General features: G+C 28.1%; 18 protein-coding genes. 4 read left to right on the top strand and 14 right to left on the bottom strand.

Annotated features, from left to right (window positions below; translation table 11 throughout):
- Positions 1–16: 16 nt before the first annotated feature.
- The 6 genes from GM111_RS01915 to GM111_RS01890 form a co-directional block, all read right to left on the bottom strand.
- Positions 17–2524, bottom strand: coding sequence for an ATP-dependent Clp protease ATP-binding subunit (locus GM111_RS01915; protein ID WP_156299206.1), 2508 nt, complete (start codon positions 2522–2524; stop codon positions 17–19).
- A gap of 151 nt (positions 2525–2675) precedes the next feature.
- On the bottom strand, positions 2676–3188 hold the full coding sequence (locus GM111_RS01910) for an NUDIX domain-containing protein (protein ID WP_197034443.1): 513 nt from the start codon (positions 3186–3188) through the stop codon (positions 2676–2678).
- Positions 3189–3221: 33 nt separating this feature from the next.
- On the bottom strand, positions 3222–3908 hold the full coding sequence (locus tag GM111_RS01905; protein ID WP_156299204.1) for a pseudouridine synthase: 687 nt from the start codon (positions 3906–3908) through the stop codon (positions 3222–3224).
- Positions 3895–4428, bottom strand: coding sequence for an SMC-Scp complex subunit ScpB (gene scpB, locus GM111_RS01900; RefSeq protein ID WP_156299203.1), 534 nt, complete (start codon positions 4426–4428; stop codon positions 3895–3897). Before scpB ends, GM111_RS01905 begins: the two co-directional genes overlap by 14 nt.
- An 8-nt stretch (positions 4429–4436) precedes the next feature.
- On the bottom strand, positions 4437–5495 hold the full coding sequence (mreB, locus tag GM111_RS01895; RefSeq protein ID WP_156299202.1) for a rod shape-determining protein: 1059 nt from the start codon (positions 5493–5495) through the stop codon (positions 4437–4439).
- Positions 5496–5508: 13 nt separating this feature from the next.
- Entirely contained in the window at positions 5509–8022 is a 2514-nt protein-coding gene (locus tag GM111_RS01890) for a DNA translocase FtsK (protein WP_156299201.1), read from the bottom strand.
- 294 nt (positions 8023–8316) lie between these two features.
- Here GM111_RS01890 and GM111_RS01885 point away from each other — a divergent pair, with 294 nt between their 5' ends.
- Both GM111_RS01885 and GM111_RS01880 read left to right on the top strand, forming a co-directional pair.
- Positions 8317–8490: a hypothetical protein gene (locus tag GM111_RS01885; protein WP_156299200.1), complete on the top strand. Its 174-nt coding sequence runs from the start codon at positions 8317–8319 to the stop codon at positions 8488–8490.
- Entirely contained in the window at positions 8465–8986 is a 522-nt protein-coding gene (locus GM111_RS01880) for an IS30 family transposase (protein WP_156299199.1), read from the top strand. Before GM111_RS01885 ends, GM111_RS01880 begins: the two co-directional genes overlap by 26 nt.
- A gap of 187 nt (positions 8987–9173) precedes the next feature.
- On the opposite strand, the gene GM111_RS01875 is transcribed toward GM111_RS01880, so the two are convergent.
- A complete protein-coding gene (locus tag GM111_RS01875) occupies positions 9174–9734 on the bottom strand; it encodes a histidine phosphatase family protein (protein WP_156299198.1) in 561 nt (186 codons plus the stop codon).
- A gap of 104 nt (positions 9735–9838) precedes the next feature.
- Between GM111_RS01875 and tsaD the strand changes: the two genes are divergently transcribed.
- Both tsaD and GM111_RS01865 read left to right on the top strand, forming a co-directional pair.
- The gene (gene tsaD / locus GM111_RS01870) at positions 9839–10837 is read left to right on the top strand and encodes a tRNA (adenosine(37)-N6)-threonylcarbamoyltransferase complex transferase subunit TsaD (RefSeq protein WP_156299197.1); all 999 of its coding nucleotides are present in this window, start codon (positions 9839–9841) and stop codon (positions 10835–10837) included.
- The gene (locus tag GM111_RS01865) at positions 10838–11884 is read left to right on the top strand and encodes a DUF4912 domain-containing protein (RefSeq protein WP_156299196.1); all 1047 of its coding nucleotides are present in this window, start codon (positions 10838–10840) and stop codon (positions 11882–11884) included.
- A 40-nt stretch (positions 11885–11924) separates the two neighbouring features.
- Here GM111_RS01865 and GM111_RS01860 read toward each other — a convergent pair whose 3' ends face one another.
- The 7 genes from GM111_RS01860 to GM111_RS01830 are packed head-to-tail and all read right to left on the bottom strand — an operon-like array spanning position 11925 to position 20512.
- A complete protein-coding gene (locus GM111_RS01860; RefSeq protein ID WP_231479744.1) occupies positions 11925–13415 on the bottom strand; it encodes a methyltransferase regulatory domain-containing protein in 1491 nt (496 codons plus the stop codon).
- 4 nt (positions 13416–13419) lie between these two features.
- Positions 13420–15147, bottom strand: a complete 1728-nt coding sequence (locus GM111_RS01855) for a phospho-sugar mutase (protein WP_156299195.1) — start codon at positions 15145–15147, stop codon at positions 13420–13422.
- A 15-nt stretch (positions 15148–15162) separates the two neighbouring features.
- The gene (locus GM111_RS01850; protein ID WP_156299194.1) at positions 15163–16452 is read right to left on the bottom strand and encodes a murein hydrolase activator EnvC family protein; all 1290 of its coding nucleotides are present in this window, start codon (positions 16450–16452) and stop codon (positions 15163–15165) included.
- A gap of 1 nt (position 16453) precedes the next feature.
- Complete coding sequence (locus GM111_RS01845; RefSeq protein ID WP_156299193.1) at positions 16454–17425, bottom strand: cell division protein FtsX; 972 nt, start codon at positions 17423–17425, stop codon at positions 16454–16456.
- A 10-nt stretch (positions 17426–17435) separates the two neighbouring features.
- The gene (locus GM111_RS01840) at positions 17436–18356 is read right to left on the bottom strand and encodes a transketolase family protein (protein ID WP_156299192.1); all 921 of its coding nucleotides are present in this window, start codon (positions 18354–18356) and stop codon (positions 17436–17438) included.
- Positions 18357–18366: 10 nt separating this feature from the next.
- On the bottom strand, positions 18367–19176 hold the full coding sequence (locus GM111_RS01835) for a transketolase (RefSeq protein ID WP_156299191.1): 810 nt from the start codon (positions 19174–19176) through the stop codon (positions 18367–18369).
- Between the two features lie 13 nt (positions 19177–19189).
- Entirely contained in the window at positions 19190–20512 is a 1323-nt protein-coding gene (locus GM111_RS01830) for an MFS transporter (protein ID WP_197034442.1), read from the bottom strand.
- Positions 20513–20555 lie beyond the last annotated feature (43 nt).

Below are 20555 nucleotides of genomic sequence, written 5' to 3'. Positions count from 1 at the left end.
TGACCCTAATGTCAAGTTATATTTTAAATTCTAAGCCATTTTCACCTAACATTATACTTATATCAACATTACCATTAATGTTTTCTTTTAATATTAATTTAGATAAATCTGTTTCTATTTGTTTTTGTATAAATCTCTTTATAGGTCTTGCTCCATAATTTTCATCATAAGCATTTTCAAACACATAATTAATTACATCTTCTCCATAAATTAGATTTATCATTCTATCTTTAAGTTTTTCATTCATTTTCTCTAATTCTAACTTAACTATATTTTTAACTGCATCTTCTCTTAATGAGTTAAAAGTAATTATTTCATCTATTCTATTTAAAAATTCAGGTTTGAATCTAACTTTTAATTCTTCCATCACTAATTCATTTTTACCTTCAAGTATGAAATGCGATCCAATATTTGATGTCATGATAATAATAGTGTTTTTAAAATCTACTAATCTTCCCTTACCATCAGTAAGTCTTCCATCATCTAATACTTGTAATAGCACATTAAATACATCTGGATGCGCCTTTTCAATCTCATCTAAAAGTATTACTGAATAAGGTTTTCTTCTAACTTTTTCAGTTAATTGTCCACCTTCTTCATATCCTACATACCCCGGAGGCGCTCCTATAAGTCTAGCGACTGAGTGTTTTTCCATATATTCACTCATATCTATTCTAATTATCGCATTTTCATCATCAAATAGATTTTGCGCAAGTTTTTTAGTTACATATGTCTTACCTACACCTGTTGGTCCTAAGAACATAAATGATCCTATAGGTCTATTCACATCTTTAAGTCCTGCACGAGATCTAAGTATAGTATCTGATATAGCTGTTATCGCTTCATCCTGTCCTATCACAGATTTTTTAATATGTTCTTCAAGTGAAAGTATCTTTTCATTTTCACTTTGTATTAACTTACCTACAGGTATACCTGTCCATTTCCCAATTATTTCAGCTATTTGTTCTTTACCTATAATTTGTGAAACAAGAGAGTTTTTCTCTGATTTTTCTCTAATTTCATTTAATCTTTTTTCAACTTCAGGTATGATGCCATATTCATATTCAGCTGCTTTTGCATAATCTGCTAGTCTTTTAGCTTCTTCAAGTTTAACCTTAGCATCATCTAATTCCTGTTTTAACTTCTTAAGTTCTAATACATTTTCTTTTTCAGCGTTCCAATTTAAAGTTAAAACTCTTTTTTCTTCACCTAACTCTTCTATTTCTTTTACTATATCAGCAAGTCTTTTTTGAGATACTTCATCTTCCTCTTTCTTTAAAGCTTCTCTTTCTATTTCAAGCTGTGCATATTTTCTATTTATTTCATCAAGTTCAACTGGAACAGAGTTTATTTCTGTCTTCACCTTAGCACAAGCCTCATCTATTAAATCTATAGCTTTATCTGGTAAAAATCTATCTTGAATATATCTATCTGACATAGTAGCTGCTGCAACTATAGCATTATCAGATATTCTTATACCATGATATTGTTCAAATTTTTCTTTAAGACCCCTTAGTATAGAGATAGCGTCATCTACACTAGGTTCAAAAACTTGTATAGGTTGGAATCTTCTTTCAAGTGCCGCATCTTTTTCTATATACTTTCTATATTCCGCAAGCGTTGTAGCACCTATTACTTCTATTTCCCCTCTTGCAAGCATAGGTTTTAATAAATTAGAAGCATTCATCGCCCCATTATTTCCACCTGCACCTACAATATTATGTATTTCATCTATAAAAAGTATAATCTTACCTTCATTTTTCTCTAAAGTATCAACTACACCTTTTAATCTTTCTTCAAATTCTCCTTGATATTTAGCCCCTGCAATTAAAGCACCCATATCTAAAGAAAATACTGTTTTATCTTTTAAATTATCAGGTACATCTCCACTAAATATTCTTTGTGCTAAACCTTCAACTAGGGCCGTTTTACCTACTCCTGGTTCTCCTATTATCATAGGGTTATTCTTATTTCTTCTTGATAATATTTGTATAAGTCTTCTTATTTCATTATCTCTACCTATTACCGGATCAAGTTTACCCATTGATGCAAGTTTAACTAAATCCCTACCATATTTTTCTAAAGATTCTAAACTTTCTTCAAATCCATCACTACTAACTTTTCTACCTTCCATCATAGTATCAAGTATTTCATTAACTTTCTTTACATCTAATCCAAAATCATTGATTTTTAACATAGATTTTAATAGGAAGACTACAGAAATATATTCATGTCCTCCATTACTTGCCATATTAGATGCATCATTTAACATAGATGCAAATTCTTGTGAATAACTTACATCTCCCCCACTCATTTTAGGCATAGAATTTAGTTTTGAATACAAGTTTTGTTGTAATTCATTTCTATCTACACCTACTTTATTTAATACTGATATTGTTGTATCATCGTTAGAAACTAACTCTAACATCAAGTGTTCTAATTTTACATTAGAACTTTTAAAATTCATTGCAAATTTTACTGCATTTTCTATTGCTTCCATAGCCTTTCTTGTAAAATTTCTCATATCTATTCATCTCCTTCAAATTTATTGTTAGCACTCTCTATCATTGATTGCTAACTGAATTATATATTAAAAAAAATTTTTTGTCAAGAAAATTTTTCATATAATTAAAAAATCTGTAATACATGTATTTATTTAATGCATTACAAACTCTCTACATATCTAACATTTTCTTCACTTCTCTAAGAACAGGCAATTCTCTATTCGCAATTAGTCTACCTAATTTTTCATCTTTCATCTTTTCATATTCAATTATAGCTTCGTCATATTTAAGAATTATTCCATCCATATTAAAATCATTCATTTCTGATTCTGTCATATTTTTTTCACCAATGCTTCTTATCTTACATAAATAATAGTTATTTATATTGCGCCTATGAATCAAGTTATAGTAATCATGAACTACTCCGATTTTAGTTACAATTTCAACTTCTACTCCTAATTCTTCTTTTAATTCTCTAATAATTGCTTCTTCTAAATTTTCACCAACTTCAACTCCACCTCCTGCAGTTTCTATAAAAGAAAGATTACCAAATTCATCATCTCTCGAAACTTTTACAAAGTGTAAATTTAATTCATCATCAAATACTATTGCTCTAACTATAACTCTATCATGATCTATGTAAGTATATTCCCACTCTTCATCTTTAAGACTTAATTTTATCATCATTCCTCCAAACAAAAAGAAGGCTATGCCTTCTTATAAACTTTTAATATATTTAATTTCTTCATCTGTCATTTTTCTATATTGACCTGGCTCTAAACCTTTAAGTGAAAGTTCTCCCACTTTTACTCTTCTTAACGATTTAACTGTATATCCTAAAGTTTCAAACATTTTTCTTATTTGTCTGTTTCTTCCTTCATGTATCGCTACTCTTATTTCTCTTTTTGTTATAGCCTTAACTTTTGCAGGAAGTGTTCTTTGACCATCAATAACTACTCCATGTTTTAACGCTTCTATATGATCATCTGTTATATCATTATCTATTTTAGCTACATAGCTTTTGTATAATTTTTTCTTAGGATGCATTACATTATTGTAAATATCTCCATCATTACTTATTATTATTAGACCCTCTGTCATATAGTCAAGTCTTCCGTAAGTAAATAATCTTTTTTTAGATTTAATTATATCTACAGCAAGAGCTCTACCTTGTCTATCTTCATTAGAACATAAAACTCTTTTTGGTTTATTTAAGATATAGTATTCATATTCTTTTTTAACAGTTACTTTTTCACCATCTATTCTAACTATATCTCCGTCTTCAACTTCACTACCTATTACAGCAATATTTTTATTGATAGTTACTCTACCATCAACTATTAATTCATCAGCTTTTCTTCTAGAACAAAATCCAGATTCAGCTATATACTTATTTATTCTCATCTTCATCCTTTCTCTTTACCAACCAATTACTTTTATCAAATTCAAGTAATTCTTCTTTATTTTTTATACCTAAATATGCATAAAAATCTTCAGTAACTTCATATAAATTAGGGTTACCTAAAGCTTTTTTCTTACCACTAATATATATTAATTTTTTATCTAGTAGTATAGGAATAATATGATCTGCACCAGAACTCCTAATCTCTTCAATCTCTGATTTAGTAATAGGTCCTTTATACGCTATTATTGCTAATACTTCAAAAGAAGATTTAGATAACTTCCTTAATTTTAGTTCTGGAGTGAAAAAGTTTTTAATTATTTCACCTTTTAAGGCATTAGTTCTTAAAAATACTTCCTCATTTTCAAAACATACATTTATCCCTCTATCCTTATATTCATCAACTAATTCTTCTATTACTTTTGTCATTTCATCTTCATTTACCTTAAAAAAAGATGATAATTCTGAAAGACTTATACTTTCTTTAGAGATAAATAAGATTGCTTCTAAATCTGATTTCATACTTCCCCTTAATATTCATTTGTAGTTGGAATTAATATATTTTTGTATTTACTAAATTCTTGGAATATGTTTGCAATTCCATTTATTACAGCATATATAGGTTCATTACATACTGTAACTTTTAATTTGAATTTTTCTTCTATCTTATCTTTTAATATTTTGATGCTTGCTCCTCCACCAGATAAATATATACCAGTTTCATATATATCTGCTGCTATTTCTGGAGTAATTTCTTCTATTACTTTATCAATTTCATAGATTATATGATCTACACTCTTGTTAATTGCATCGTTAACTTCTCTTACAGAAATTCTAATTTCTTTTGGTATTCCTGTTACAGATTCTGCACCTTTAATTTGATATAGAGCTTCTAAATCATCAGAGTTAGTTGCAGCGATTTTTAAATCTTCTGCTGTTTTTTCCCCTATATTTAAGTTAAAATTATCTCTGATATAGTCAATAATATCTGTATTTAATTGATCTCCAGCTGTTTTAATTGAATGTGTTTTTGCTGCTCCTCCAGAAACTATAAATGCTATTTCTGTAGTTCCTCCACCTATATCAACTATTAAATGTCCTTTAGGCTCAAACATATCTATTCCAGCTCCGACAGCTGCTGCAATAGGTTCTTCTATTAAGTACACTTCTTTAGCTCCAGCATCTTTAACCGCATCAACTACTGCACGTCTTTCAACTTGTGTTACTCCACTTGGAACACAAATTATTACTCTATCATTGTATAATTCACCTTTTTTGATTTTACTTAAGAAGATAGATAACATTTTTTCAGTAATTTCATAATCAGATATAACCCCATTTTTTAAAGGTCTTTTTACTTCCATATATCCAGGAGTTCTTCCCATTATTTCTTTCGCTTTTTTACCAATAAATTCTATATTGTCATCCATCTTTGTATTTACTGCTACATATGTCGGTTCATTAATTACTATATTTTCCCCTTTTACATATAGTACAGTATTAGCTGTTCCTAAATCTATTCCTATATCTTTAGTATTTTTACTTAAACTAAAATTTTTCTTAAATGCTTTCATTAAATTCTTAAACATTATTTCCCTCTCTCTAATCTAACTCTGAATTTATATATCTATTTTGTTCATCAATTACACCATTGTTTCTTAATTCTTCACAAAGTTTTGATGCCCTATTAAATCCTGTACTTAATTCTCTTTGCAGTAATGAAATAGATAATCTATCTATATTAGGTCTCTTAGCTATTTCTACTGCTTTTTCATAAAGTGGATCTCTATTGCTATTAGTTTGTTCTTCTTCAACTAATATTTCATCATTATATACAGCAGCTTTCTTACTCTTAATAATATCTGTTAACTTATTAATTTCATCATCTGATATATATGCTCCTTGTATTCTTTCAAGTTTAGCTTTACCATTATCTAAGAATAACATATCTCCCATACCTAATAATTTTTCTGCACCAACTTGATCTAAGATAGTTCTAGAATCTGTATTAGATCTTAATGCAAATGAAATTCTACTTGGAAGGTTTGCTTTTATCATACCAGTTACAACATCAACTGATGGTCTTTGTGTGGCAACAATTAAATGTATACCTATAGCTCTTGCTTTTTGAGCAATTCTTGCTATAGATTGTTCAACATTATTTGAAGCAACCATCATTAAGTCAGCCAACTCATCTATAATTATTACGATATATGGTAATTTTTCTCTATAATATTTTTTATTATATGCTTCTATATTTCTTAATCCTAAACTCGCAAGTTTCTTATACCTTTCTTCCATTTCATTAACTGCCCATTTAAGTGCAATTGCAGCCATATTAGGATCTATAATAACAGGAGTTAATAAATGAGCTATACCATTATATGGCATAAGTTCTACCATCTTAGGGTCAACCATTATAAATTTAACTTCATCATCACTCTTCTTACTAATTAATGATGAGATTATAGTATTAATACATACTGATTTTCCACTTCCTGTAGTTCCTGCTATTAATAGATGTGGTAATTTAGCTATATCTATTATCTTATTATTCCCTACTATATCTTTACCTAATACTACTGGTAATATTCCTTGATCTAATTCTCTTGACTTAACTAGATTAGAGAAATATACAGGTTCTTTTATCTTGTTAGGTGTTTCAATACCTATAGCATCTTTACCTGGAATAGGTGCTTCTATTCTTATTCTTTCAGCTTTTAGATACATAGCTATATCATCTTCAAGTTCTGTTACTTTCTTAACTCTAACATTTTTAGGTATTTTTATTTCATATCTAGTTATAGTTGGACCTGTTCCATAGTCAACAACCTTAGCATCTACCCCAAAGTTTCTTAAAACTTCTTCAAGATTTTCTATATTGTTTTCTATTTCTCTTTTCATTTCAGCTATTTTTTCAGGATCCATACTTTTATCTTTAAATACTTCAGATAAAGCAACTTTTAATTCTTCTCTATCTATAGCCTGTGGAGGTTCTGGAACATATTTTGATTCAGGTATATATTCTTCCTCTTCTTCTTCATATATTTCTTCAACATTTTCATCTTCAAAAAATATTTCTTCTTCTATTTCAACACTTGGCTCTATATATTCAGACTCAGGAATAAATTCCTCTTTAATTTCAGGTATATATTCTTCTTTCTTTTTACTTAAGATTTCTTCATTATCCTTAGCCATTTTTTCTAAAGCATTCATTTCTTGTTGTTTTTTTGCTTTTTCTAATTCATATTTTCTAATTTCAAGCATTCTATCATAGTATCTATTCCACTCTTTTTGTTTAGCTGTCAATTCTTTTTCACTATAATATTCTACTTCTTTATTTCCCTCAGATTTATCTTCATCTAATTTTTTAAATATTTCATCATCAAGCTTTTTATTTGTCTTATTAATAAAATAGTTTACAAAATCATCTTCATATTGTTTTTCTTCTGTTTCCTGCAATCTTTTCTCATAAGTTTTTTTTGCTTCTATTATTTTTTTCTTATTTAAATATTCCTCTGATGAATAATATTCTAAAGTATTAGTTATACTTAGATATATTAATCTAATAGTCTTACCCATAGCAAAGAATGTTGTAAGTATAAACATTCCTAAAGTTAGAAAAAAGAACCAAATTTGATTAACTACCGCAAAAAAAGGTATAGCCATTACTGCCCCTATTATACCTCCACCTTTGTGCATAAAAGCATTAGCAAGTATTTCTTGTCCTGCATCAAGCATAGTAGTTCCTGTAATTTCTCCTAAGCTAAACACTGTTAAAGTCATAGCAAAGAATAAGAAAGCAAGTACCCACATTATTTTTCTAATTAATGGCATAGAGCTTATTTTTCTTCTATTCTTAATAGCAAAAAAGTTAAAAAGTATAACTAATAGTAAGAATACTATTAATGTACTTCCAAATACCATTTTTAAATTTGTTACTATTAAACTTAGAAAAGTTTCTATAAAGCTATCATTAGATATGAACCTTTCCATTAATGTTAATCCCAGTAAGAAAACTGCAATTGTTAATACACTCGCATTTATCCATACATTAGGATTATTATTACTAATATTTTTATTTATATTCTTTTTTGATTTATTATCCTTAGACATATATTTCCCTCCTAAATACATTACTTTAATTTTAACATATATACCGCATTTTTTAAAGGGAAAATGTTTACATTTTATATATTCCTAAATTAAAATAGTAAGTGTCCAAAATATGAGTTGAAAAAAAGTGGATATACAGTACAATCATAAACGACTAAATTCATTGAAAGGAACTGTATACCCATGACTAATAATAACATAAATTTAGAAATAAATATAAACATTTGAATTATGCAGATAGAGTAATAATATCACATCTACTAAAACAAGCTAAAATAAAGGATTTAACTAAATATGTTTCTAATCCCACTAAAGGGCATAAAAAATATAGCTGATATCTTAGCTAAATATACAAAAACAATAAAAAGAGAAATTAAGAGAAGAACTATAGAACAACTTGATTACCTTAATGATTCGATTTTAATCTACTCTCAAGGAAAGTATCACAAAGAAAGAATTACCTCGTAAAATTGATAATAACGTTAAATTAGCTAAAGATATTGCAAAATTATTAAAAGAAAAACATTCTCCTTATCATATTAACAATAGAGAAGAGCTAGGTCATTGGGAAATAGATAGTGTTATTGGACTTAGAATAGTTTGTTTATTATCTTCTAAAACTAATGATAATGTTGTTAAGGAAGTTAAAAAAATTATTAAGAGTAAGAAATATATAATAAAATCAATTACTTCTGATAATGGAAGTGAATTTGCAAATATTAAAGAAATTACTGATTCAGGTATTGATTGGTATTTTGCTCATTCTTATTGTTCTAATGAGAGAGGATGTAATGAAAATAATAATAAAATGGTTAGAAGATTTATACCTAAAGGTGTATCTATGAATTATTTAAGAAAAAAAGATGTTAAACACATTGAAACATTCATGAATAATTATCCAAGAAAAATTTTCAATGCTTTAACATCTAATCAAGTTTATGAGTGTCTATTAAATCTAGCTTAATTAAACTTTTGAACACTTACTATTTTAATTTAGGTATTTCTGTATATAAAGAAAAAAGCCGTCGGTTAAACGGCCTTAAAAAGGAGTTATGAAGAAAAAGTTCTTCGCTTTTTCTCTTGGTATGAATCCATTATACAGCAGCATCCTTTGATTTATTCAATGTTAAATCTTAGAATTTCATTAGATACTATATTTCTAATTCTAAAACTCCTCCATTTTCGATAATTACAGCAGGTTCAGCTAATTCTTTACCATCATTTTCTAGTATAGACATAATAGAACCGTGTGCAACAACTAATATTTTTGCATTTTCTCCATATATTTCTTTAAGTTCGTAAAGTTTTTTCAATGCCCTTGCTCTTACATCTATAACGCTTTCAAACCCCTCAAAATGATCTGAAGGAGTAAAATCTTGGACATATGTCTTATATTTCCTCCATAAATCCGCATATTCAGTCTTAAGTAATTCTATAGGTGCTCCTTCAAGTACTCCAAAGCCAACTTCTCTAAATTCAGGATGTTCATTTCCATCATTTTTTAAACCTAAAATTTCTAATATTCTTCTTTTAGTTTCTACTGCTCTTCCTAAATCACTACTACATATGTAATCAAACTCTATGCCTCTTAATTTTTCAGCTGCTTTTTCAGGCGATTTATCGTCAGGTAGTAATGGTGAATCTGCCCACCCTTGTATCTTTTCAGCAAGGTTCCATTCTGTCTTTCCATGTCTTACAAAATACGCTTTCATTTCTACCTCCAAAACTTTTAATTATTACCATTTTAACATAATATATTCCCCTTTACAAGTTTATACAAATTTGTTAAAATAAAATTAGAAAAGAGGTATACAATATGTTAATTTTAGCTATTGAAAGTTCTTGTGATGAAACATCAGTTGCTATACTTGAAGATGGTAAAAAAGTATTAAGTAATGTTATTGCAAGTCAAATAGATATACATAAAGAATATGGTGGAGTAGTTCCTGAAATTGCTTCAAGACATCATATAGAAAATATATTAACAGTTTATGATAAGGCATTAAAAGAAGCTAATTGTTCTATTAATGATATTTCATATATAGCTGTAACAAATACTCCTGGATTAATTGGATCATTACTTGTAGGTCTAATGTTTGCAAAAGGCTTAAGTCTTTCAAACAATATACCTCTAATTCCAGTAAATCATATAGACGGGCATATATTTTCAACTTTTATAGACCATGATCCTAAATTACCTATGCTAACATTAGTTGCATCAGGAGGACATACATCACTTTATCTAATTGATGAAAACAAAGATTTAACTTTACTTGGTGAAACTTTAGATGATGCCATAGGTGAAGCATATGATAAGGTTGCAAGAATATTAGGACTTGAATATCCTGGTGGGCCCCTACTTGAAAAAATGGCAATTATGGGTCATAATAGTTTTGAGATACCTACACCACAGGTTGCAGGATATGATTTTAGTTTTAGTGGTATAAAAACATTTATTACAAATTATGTTAATAAAATGAATATGAAGGGTGAAGATTTTAATAAAGAAGATCTTGCTAGAACTTTCCAAGATAAAGTAATTGAAGTATTAATTTCTAAACTTTCTAAAGCGAGTGTAGAAAAAAATATTAAAACAATTTCAGTGGTTGGAGGAGTTTCTGCAAATAAGGCAATACGTGAAGCTATTACAAATTCTGAACACTTCAAAGATGTAGATATATTATTCCCTAAATTTGAGTATTGTACTGATAATGCTGCAATGATAGCATCTGCATGTTATCATAAGAATTTAAGAGAAGAAAATATGTTTATAGATGCAATAGATACAAAAAGAAAAAAACAAGGAGGATTCTAGATGAAAGCAATCTCATTATTAATATTAATTCTATTATTAGTAGTAGCAAATAAAGAAGCTAAGAAAAGAAAAAATGAAAAAGAGCAACAAAAATCAAAAAAACAAATGAATGAGGAACAAGTGATGGAAACAAAAGAAGTTTTAGAAGAATTAGACGAATTAGATGCAATTAAAGAACTAGATGAGCTTGAAGAAGTTGAAATGATAGATCTAGAAAACTCTGACTTAACTTTAAAGGAAATCTTAAAAATAAAAAGAGCTAAAACAGGAAGTTATAGAAACTTCCCTAATCAAAGTTCATTAAAACAAATATATAGAAGAAAACCTAAATATTTAAATAGAGGGTATAACTTTACTGAAAACAATCATGATGAAGATAAAATGAAAGTAGAAATGTCTAAATACTTATTATTTGAACAAGAAGAAGCAAAATTCTTTAATAAAAGACCTCTACCTGAACAATATCACAAAAACGAAATAGTATTAATCCCAAAAAATACTGATACTTTATTTACTTATTGGGAAATTAGAGAAGATTATTATTACAATTTATCTCAAACTACAAAACTTACAAATGAAAACCCTATCATCATATTAAAAGATGTAGATGGAAATGAAAAAATTAGAATACAAACTTACAGCAGAAATGGAAGCATGTATATTAACAACATTGATTCAAATCAAGAATATATAGTATTCTTAGGATACTTAGATGAATTTGATAACTTTATAGAAGTTGCACATTCAACTGAAGCTAACGTTCCAAATCCTGTACCTTCAGAAAACTTTGATGTTAAATGGGGTATTTCTGAAGTAACTAATGTTAATGGATACCAAATCATTAATTTTAGAAACATAGATAAAAATAATGTTGCTTCATACTTAGGATACCAACAAGAAGTTCTTGATAGAGAATTATTATCCGATGAAGAAATTCAATCATTAGTTAGAAAAGAAAATGAAGCTCATCTATTAGAAGGATCTTCATTTAATGGTTCTTCATCATTCTTAGGATCTTCATTTACAGGATCATCAAATATTAAATAAATATAAAATGCCACTAAACTAAAAGTTTAATGGCATTTTTTTATCTAAATAATTCATAAGTATTTATCATTTTAAATATATATTTCCCTATATTTTCAGCAATTTCTTCAAATTTTTTATTTGATTGTGAAACAATTTCACCATTTTCTAATTTTAGAATTACTTCTTTTTCCATATCTTCAATACTCAAATGTAAAACATCTTCTAAGACATAAAAATATTCCGGCATACTAAGTATTTCCCCTTTATAATTAGAAAACTTGATTTTACTATCTTTCCTTAGATTGTATTTAATATATTCTAAATTTATACGCCCTATTCTATCAAAAATATCATGCCCTCTTTTTAATGTATCAAAGTCTATGCAATCTATATATATTAAATTAAATATAGACTGGTAAATTTCTTTACCAAATCTTTCAACTAAGTCCTTTATTTTAACATTCTTCGGATAAATATCTGTAAGATATTGATAAAATTCTCTATTAATTTTAGGCATTTCCTTCTCGTTATATATAACTTTATCTTCTAATATTTCATAATATCCTCTAACATAAATGTCATCTAATTTATCAAAAGAAATATTAGATGTAAATGACATTTTATCAATATTTTCTTTATGTGTAATTAAACTGGTTCTAAATTGAGTATTTCTTAAAAAGTCATAATACTGTTCTTTAGCAATTCTATTTTCTCCACATTCATTTTCCACAGCTAATTTAATGTCACTAGAAAAAGTAGGATAATAATTATTAAAACTAGCATCAATTACATGAGTTAAATCATATTTCTCAATCTTCTTAACAAATTGATAAAAATATATGGGATCATTAAATTTTTCAAAATATTCATGATATACATAATGTGGATCTTTCTCCATAATTATACCTAAAACATTTTTAGTATCATTATCAATCAATGAATTTTCAAGATAAAATTTTAGAGTATCTTTACTCATTTCAACCTTATTTTCTTCACTAACTTCTAAATTCCTATCTACAAGATTATCAACACTAAATATCATTAAATCTCTTGCAATATCAAGTCTTTTCCATCCTGGATAAGTATTATATAAAATAAGACCTACCCCATTTTCTTTAAGTCCATCTTTCATTACTCTTAAAATAGCTTCTTTAACTTCATCTGGAACCCAAGAAAATACTCCATGACATATTATATCGTCAAATTTACCATATTCTCCTTTATAGTCTAAAATATTTTTATGATAAAGTTTAATATTATCAAGTCCTATAGTATTAATAATTTCATTTCCACCATCTATTTGTACTTTAGATAAATCTATACCCACTATTTCTGCATCCGGATAAGCAATTTCGGCAGGAATAATATTCCCGCCGAAAGAGCATCCTATTTCTAATATTCTCGATTTATTAACTTCCTCTGTATCAAAACCAAAAAACTTCATCATAGTTTTAATATATTGTGCTTGATATTTTTTGAAACTTTTAGACTTATATTGAATTGTATCATAATTTTCTTCTATTTTTTTTATATTATCCGCTTTAATCACATTCTTAGTCTATACTATATAAAATTTCTAATACATCTTTTTCAAATCTAGCTAATTTTTCTACTGATTTTTCTTCAACAGCATCTTTTACATATACATATAGTTTTATTTTTGGTTCAGTTCCTGATGGTCTTAAAGTATACCAACTTCCATCATCATAAGAGAATTTAACCGCATCAGTTGCTTCTATTTCACAAGGAGTAACTTCTCCAGTTTCTACATTTAAAACTGTTCTAGCTTTATAGTCTATAACTTCTTTAACTTTAGCATCTCCAATTTCTCTTGGGAATATTTCTCTAAATTTAACCATCATTCTCTTAATTCTTTGAGCACCTTCCATACCTTCAAGTACTACCGATACTCCTTTTTCTTTATAGTACCCGAATTCTTCGAATAATTCATAAAGAACATCTATTAATGTTTTTCCATATTTTTTATAGTAAGCTGCCATTTCAGTTAACATAAGTGAAGCAGATACTCCATCTTTATCTCTTAAGAAAGTCCCTATATTATATCCTATACTTTCTTCATAACCGAAGATATAGTTTTTCTCTTTACTTGTTTCATACATATTAGCTATAGCACAGATATTTTTAAATCCTGTTAATACGCTAATCATTTCTATACCATATTTATTCGCAACTGCTGTACCCATTTCTCCTGTAACTATAGATTTAACTATTACAGGGTTTTTAGGGAATATATTTTTTTCTTTCATAGTTGATACTATATAGTTAATTAAAAGTACTCCTGTTTGGTTTCCATTTAATGCAACTATTTTACCATTATGCATAACTTCTACAGCTAATCTATCACAATCTGGATCTGTAGCTATTAATATATCTGCATCTTTTTCAAAAGCTAATTTTTCAGAATATTCAAATGCAGCTAAATCTTCTGGATTTGGATAAACTAATGTAGGGAAAGTTCCATCAGGCATTTCTTGTTCTTTTACTACATAAACATTTTCATAACCTTTTCTTGCTAGAACTGTTCTTACAGGTATATTTCCTGCCCCATTAAGTGGTGTATATACTAATTTAATATTCATATCTAATTCATCATTAGATCTTAAAGATGTATTCATAACTTCTTTATAGAAAGCTTCATCTACTTCTTCACCTATCATTACAAGTAAACCTTTTTCTATTGCTTCTTCTTTAGTTAAAGTTACATATTCTCCAAATACATCTAATTTTGATATTTCTTCAAATACTGCATCAGATATTACAGATTTTATTTGAGAACCTTCCTCCCAATATACTTTATATCCATTATAGTTTTTAGGATTATGACTCGCTGTAATGTTTACTCCAGAAATAGTTTTATAATATCTAATTGTATATGATAATTCTGGTGTAGGTCTTAAACTATCAAATAAGTAAGCTCTAATACCATTACTTGCCATAACTAATGCTGCTTTTAAAGCAAATTCAGGCGAGAATATTCTACAGTCGTGAGCAAATGCTACTCCTCTATCCATAGCTTCTTGTCCTTCTTTTTTAATAACATTAGCTAAAGCTTGAGTTGCACGAGCTATAACATATTCGTTCATTCTATTTGTACCAGCACCTAATTTACCTCTTAATCCTGCTGTACCAAATTCTAATTCTTGATAGAATCTATCTTCTATTTCTTTTTCATCATTTGCAATTTCTTCTAATTGTCTTCTTAAATCTGCATCTAAATTTTTGTTACTTAACCACTCATTATATTTATCCATATAATTCATTTTGCTTCTCCTTCATTATAAATAATTTACTGGGTTAACATAATTTACACCTTTTCTTACTTCAAAGTATAAATTAGGCTCTTTTGTTATACTATCTCTTCCTAAAGTTCCTATAGTTTGCCCTTTATTTACTTTGGCACCACTTGCTACTCTAACTGATGAAAGGTTTCCATATACAGTTATGAAATCTCCATGATCTATCATAATAACCGCACCTAATCCTTTAAGTGATCCAGAATATAGAACTACTCCACTATCTGATGCTTTAACTGCTTGTCCTAAGCTTCCACGTATTTCTATACCTTTACTTGTGATACCTTTAGTTTTTTCTTGTCCATATCCTACTACTATACTTCCGTTAATAGGCATAATGAATTTACCTGTACCTTTAGGAACAACAACTTCCTTAACTGGTTCAGATTTAGCAGTAGTATTTTCACCACTACCTTGATTTTTCTTAGCAACTTCAGCAGCTTTCTTTCTAGCTTCTTCAGCTTTTCTTCTTTCTTCAGCTTCTCTTTTTCTTGCAGCTGCGATAATTGCATTAATTTGTTGTTCTAATTTTTTCTTCTCAGCAATTAAATTAGAATTTGTTCTTTCAATTTTTTTGTTTTCTTTAGTTAAGTTACTTTGAAGATATTGTAAGTTTTTAACAGTTTTATCTTTATTTACTTTAGCTCTTCTTAATTCAGCTCTCTTATCTTCAAGTTCTAGTTTTTTCTTCTCAACTTTTTTAGCTTCTTGTTGTGTTTTATTTCTTAATATTTCTTCATTTTTCTTATGAACTTCTTCTTCTTGTTTGAATCTTTCTATCTTTTTAATATTATTTTCATCTTGCTCTAAAATTTTTCTTAAATCGTTAGTTTTCTTAGCTGATTCAGCAGAAAATGAAGTTTTTTGAAAAACTTTTACATTAAATACTTTATTCCAAGTTTTTATCTTGTTTGAATAATCTGTTTTCTCTTCAGTAATTTTTCTACTACTTTCTTCTATTTTCTTTATACTTAAACTTATTTCTTTTTCACTTTTACCTATTTCTTTTAGTAAAGCTACATATTCTCCTTCAATAACATTGTATTCTTTTTGTAATGTTGAAATTAAATGATCTAAGCTTTGTATTTCTTTCTTTAAAGCTGCCTCATCTTTTTTAGCATTATTAATTTTGTTATTGTTATTATGAATCTTATTTGTATTGTCCTTTACCTGTTTATCAATTTGATTGATTCTGTTTTTGTTTTTATCAATATTATCAGAAAAGGTTACTAAAGATAAAAGAGCAAAAAAAAGCATAATCTTTTTCTTCATATTATTGTTCCTCTCTTAGATCTTGAAAATCTTCCTCTACTTTTTCTATTGTTTCTACAGCTTCTGGAGCTGGACACATACATTCTTCTTTTCTCATTTTCTCATAGTATTTAATATTGTAATATCTATTTAAGAATAAATAGTTAATTATGAATACTAATACTATAGTAATACCTAAAACTATTAATAATACATATGATTCTTTTTCAAGACTACTAAATCCTAATGCTCCTGTAACACCTCTTGCTTTTTGTATTAAGTTTACTATAGCTTCCCTAATTTTAACATACATAAAGTAACTTGCTCCACCAGAAATTAATACTGCTAGTACTGATTCTAAGAAGAAAGTTGTTTTGATAAATCCTTTAGATTTACCTTCTAATAAGTTTTCATATATTTCTCTTTTTCTTGTTTTAACAGTAAGTCCTACTATGTTAAATATTATTATTACTGCAAATACAATTAAGAATATACTTGCATATTTAATAAATGAATCTAAAGCCGAACTAAACATTACTGTTTGATTTACTACTTTAGCTCTTAAATCTATACTTGAAACTTCGCTTAATCCACTTAATTTAGCATTTAAGTCATCTATGTTAACATCTCTAGTTAAATGCACAAAGAATGCATCCTCTAAAGGGTTTACTTCTGAACTTAAGTCTACACCTAATTCTTTTTCTAAAGATTTTATTGCAATATCTTTAGATACAAATCTTAATGAACTAACACCATCTAAGTTTAATATTTTTGTTTGTAATGCATTTTTTTCTTCATCAGTAACATCATTTAAATAAAGTATTACTTGATTTGCTTGTTCCTCTTTTAATCTATATGAATCAGCATTTAATGTACAGAATATAAAGATATTAATTAATGTAAAAATCAATATAAATGTTGTAACAGCTGAAAAGAATGCTCCTTTTTCAGCTTTAATATTCTCTTTAACCCCTCCGAATAATTTACCTATCATTTTTTCCTCCTTAAATATTTTCAAGAACTAATTCAACTAATCTTTCAGCTCTTAAACCATATTTGTCTAACATTAAATTTCCATCTGCACTTTGTCCAAACATATCATTAATACCATGTTTAATAACTTTTACAGGATGATTTTCAGATAAGTATTCACATACTGCTCCTCCAAGTCCTCCTATAATTGAATGTTCTTCTGAAGTTATGATGAATTTACATTCTTTGGCTGCTTTTAAAACAGTTTCCTCATCTAAAGGTTTAATAGTAGACATATTGATTACTCTTACATTAATTCCTTTTTCTTTTAATATTTTTTCTGCTTTTAAAGCTTCATTAACTAAAAGCCCTGTAGCTATAATAGCTACATCTGTTCCTTCAGTTAAAGTAGTTGCTTTACCAATTTTGAATTCATATTCATCTGTATATATATCTGCTACTGGTAATCTTCCAAGTCTAACATATACAGGTCCTTGATATTCTGCTGCTGCAAATATCATTTTTTCAGTTTCAGTAGCATCTGCTGGTTGTAAAACTACCATACCAGGTATTACTCTCATTAAAGCTATATCTTCAACTGATTGATGAGATCCTCCATCTTCTCCTAAAGAGATTCCTGCATGAGTAGGACATATCTTAACATTTAATTTAGGATATGCAACTGAGTTTCTTATTTGATCATAAGCTCTTCCTGCTGCAAATATTGCAAATGTTGATGCAAAAGGTATTTTACCTGTAGTAGCTATACCTGCTGCAGTTCCTATCATATTTGCTTCTGCTATCCCTAAGTTAATATGTCTATCAGGGAATTCTTGATCAAAAAATGTTGTCATAGTAGATTTTGATAAATCAGCTTCTAAAACTACTACATCTTTATTTACTTTACCTAATTTAACTAATGCTTCTCCGTATGCTTGTCTTGTCGCTTTCATTTCTTTCCTCCTACTTTAATTCTTCTAAAGCTTTATTTAATTCTTCAAGATTTGGTGCTTTACCATGCCAACCAGCATTATCTTCCATGAATGAAACTCCTTTACCTTTTGAAGTTTTCGCTATAATAACTGTTGGTTTTCCTTTAGTTTCTCTTGCTTCTTTTAAAGCTGCTCTAATTTCATCAAAGCAGTGTCCATTTATTTCTATTACATGCCAATTAAATGCTCTATATTTATCTGCAATAGGTGTAATAGGCATAACTTTTGATACATTTCCATCTATTTGTAAGTCATTTGAATCTAAGAATGCAACTAAATTATCAAGTTTGAAGTGTGCTGCAGACATAAATGCTTCCCAAATTTGTCCTTCTTGCATTTCTCCATCTCCTAATATTGTATATACTCTATAATCTTCTCCGAAGATTTTAGCAGAAAGAGCCATACCTTGTGCTGCCGATAATCCTTGTCCTAATGATCCAGTTGACATATCAATTCCTGGTAATTTTTTTAAATCTGGATGTCCTTGTAATGGTGAACCGAATTTTCTTAATTCAGTTATTAGACTTTTATCTATATATCCTTTTTCCATTAGTGTTGCATAAAGTGCTGGAACAGCATGTCCTTTACTTAATACTAATCTATCTCTGTTAGGCATTAATGGATTTTTAGGATCTATATTCATTTCTTCAAAATATAGAACAGTTAAAATATCTGCAATTGATAGCGATCCTCCAGGATGCCCTGATTTCGCGTGGTAAATCATTTCCACTATACTTCTTCTAATACTTGTTGAAATCTCTCTTAATTCTTGTTTTTCCATTTTAGTCCTCCAATTATATTTCACTTTTCTTTAATAAATAACTAATAAATGATATTAATAAGAATACTATTGCTATAGCAAGAGTACTCATAACTCCAAATCTAGTAGCTCCTCCTGTAGTTCCACCTAAAGGTAAAACTAAAGTTGTAGTAACTATTTGAACTAATAGTGCAAGTTTTAAGAATAATCCTTGTATTCCAAACATCATTCCTTCAACACTTACATTATCTCTTTCATAAAGTCTTGTAGATATTTCAGAAAGCATTGCTGGTGGGAATATAAATGCTGACCCACTTACACCTGCTCCTACTATTGAAAACATAGTATAGAACATTAAATTACTACTCACACCAAATAACATAAGTCCAGCTGTACCAAATATTATTAATATTAAATCAAATAACATTATTTTTCTATAATCAAACTTTTTACATAAAGCTTGAGTTATAGGGAAGAATAATGCTGAAACAGCAAATAGTATAGTTGTTGGTGTACTAGCTGCTTTTTCACTTTGACCTAATATTACAGTAACGTAGTATAACACAGAGTTTCTAATAATATTAAACCCTGAAAAGAAGAAGAAAAATCCTATGAAATATAGCATAATTTCTTTATTCTTTAAATATGCAAATGCTTCTTTAAAATTAATTTTCTTAGCATCATTTGTTTTGTTTTTAGCTAATTCAGGTTCTTTTAATAATAATACTGAAACTATAACTATAATCGCACTTAAAATTGAGAAACCACTTACCATTATTCTCATAGCACTTATGAAACTCATACCTGACTTAATCATATTTGATAATATGATAGGACTTAGTATTAAAGGTATAGCTGTGAAGATTAATCTAAATACAGATTGCATAGTTGAAAGATTTAATCTTTCTTCCTTATTAGTAGCTAAATCTGGTATTAAGGCATTATATGGTCCTCCAACTAAAGTATATGCAACAAAGTATATACTTCCTATAAATGCTAAATAAAGTGTTGCAATTATAGCTCCACTAGTAACTGGGAAGAAAAATGCTATCATTGATAATGCTAAAGGAATAATTCCTATTAACATATAGAATGTTCTTCTTCCAAATCTCGAATTTGAATTATCAGACATATATCCAACTATAGGGTCTGCTATAGCATCAACTAGTCTCATAATTACGAATGCGATTGCTAAATAAATAGGTGGCATAATTACACTAATACCATAGTCAGCTATTGCTTTTTCTGATGGTAAATAGAAGTATTGTATCCACTGATTAAAAACTTGATCCAGCATGAAATATGCAACACCAAGTCCATAAAAAATATATGTTGCTTTTGTTAATCTTTTTGACATAAATTCTCTCCTTTTTTTCCCCCACATTATATTCTATCATATT

This window comes from Streptobacillus canis, assembly GCF_009733925.1.
Classification (GTDB): Bacteria; Fusobacteriota; Fusobacteriia; order Fusobacteriales; family Leptotrichiaceae; genus Streptobacillus; species Streptobacillus canis.
Note: the sequence above shows the minus strand (reverse complement) of the source record. Positions and strands in the feature narration are given on the sequence as shown.

Coding starts and splice junctions, on each gene's coding strand:
- GM111_RS01915 (WP_156299206.1), bottom strand. CDS start 2,524: ATGAGAAATTTTACAAGAAAGGCTATGGAAGCAATAGAAAATGCAGTA.
- GM111_RS01910 (WP_197034443.1), bottom strand. CDS start 3,188: ATGATAAAATTAAGTCTTAAAGATGAAGAGTGGGAATATACTTACATA.
- GM111_RS01905 (WP_156299204.1), bottom strand. CDS start 3,908: ATGAGAATAAATAAGTATATAGCTGAATCTGGATTTTGTTCTAGAAGA.
- scpB (WP_156299203.1), bottom strand. CDS start 4,428: ATGAAATCAGATTTAGAAGCAATCTTATTTATCTCTAAAGAAAGTATA.
- mreB (WP_156299202.1), bottom strand. CDS start 5,495: ATGTTTAAGAATTTAATGAAAGCATTTAAGAAAAATTTTAGTTTAAGT.
- GM111_RS01890 (WP_156299201.1), bottom strand. CDS start 8,022: ATGTCTAAGGATAATAAATCAAAAAAGAATATAAATAAAAATATTAGT.
- GM111_RS01885 (WP_156299200.1), top strand. CDS start 8,317: ATGTTTCTAATCCCACTAAAGGGCATAAAAAATATAGCTGATATCTTA.
- GM111_RS01875 (WP_156299198.1), bottom strand. CDS start 9,734: ATGAAAGCGTATTTTGTAAGACATGGAAAGACAGAATGGAACCTTGCT.
- tsaD (WP_156299197.1), top strand. CDS start 9,839: ATGTTAATTTTAGCTATTGAAAGTTCTTGTGATGAAACATCAGTTGCT.
- GM111_RS01865 (WP_156299196.1), top strand. CDS start 10,838: ATGAAAGCAATCTCATTATTAATATTAATTCTATTATTAGTAGTAGCA.
- GM111_RS01855 (WP_156299195.1), bottom strand. CDS start 15,147: ATGAATTATATGGATAAATATAATGAGTGGTTAAGTAACAAAAATTTA.
- GM111_RS01850 (WP_156299194.1), bottom strand. CDS start 16,452: ATGAAGAAAAAGATTATGCTTTTTTTTGCTCTTTTATCTTTAGTAACC.
- GM111_RS01845 (WP_156299193.1), bottom strand. CDS start 17,425: ATGATAGGTAAATTATTCGGAGGGGTTAAAGAGAATATTAAAGCTGAA.
- GM111_RS01840 (WP_156299192.1), bottom strand. CDS start 18,356: ATGAAAGCGACAAGACAAGCATACGGAGAAGCATTAGTTAAATTAGGT.
- GM111_RS01835 (WP_156299191.1), bottom strand. CDS start 19,176: ATGGAAAAACAAGAATTAAGAGAGATTTCAACAAGTATTAGAAGAAGT.
- GM111_RS01830 (WP_197034442.1), bottom strand. CDS start 20,512: ATGTCAAAAAGATTAACAAAAGCAACATATATTTTTTATGGACTTGGT.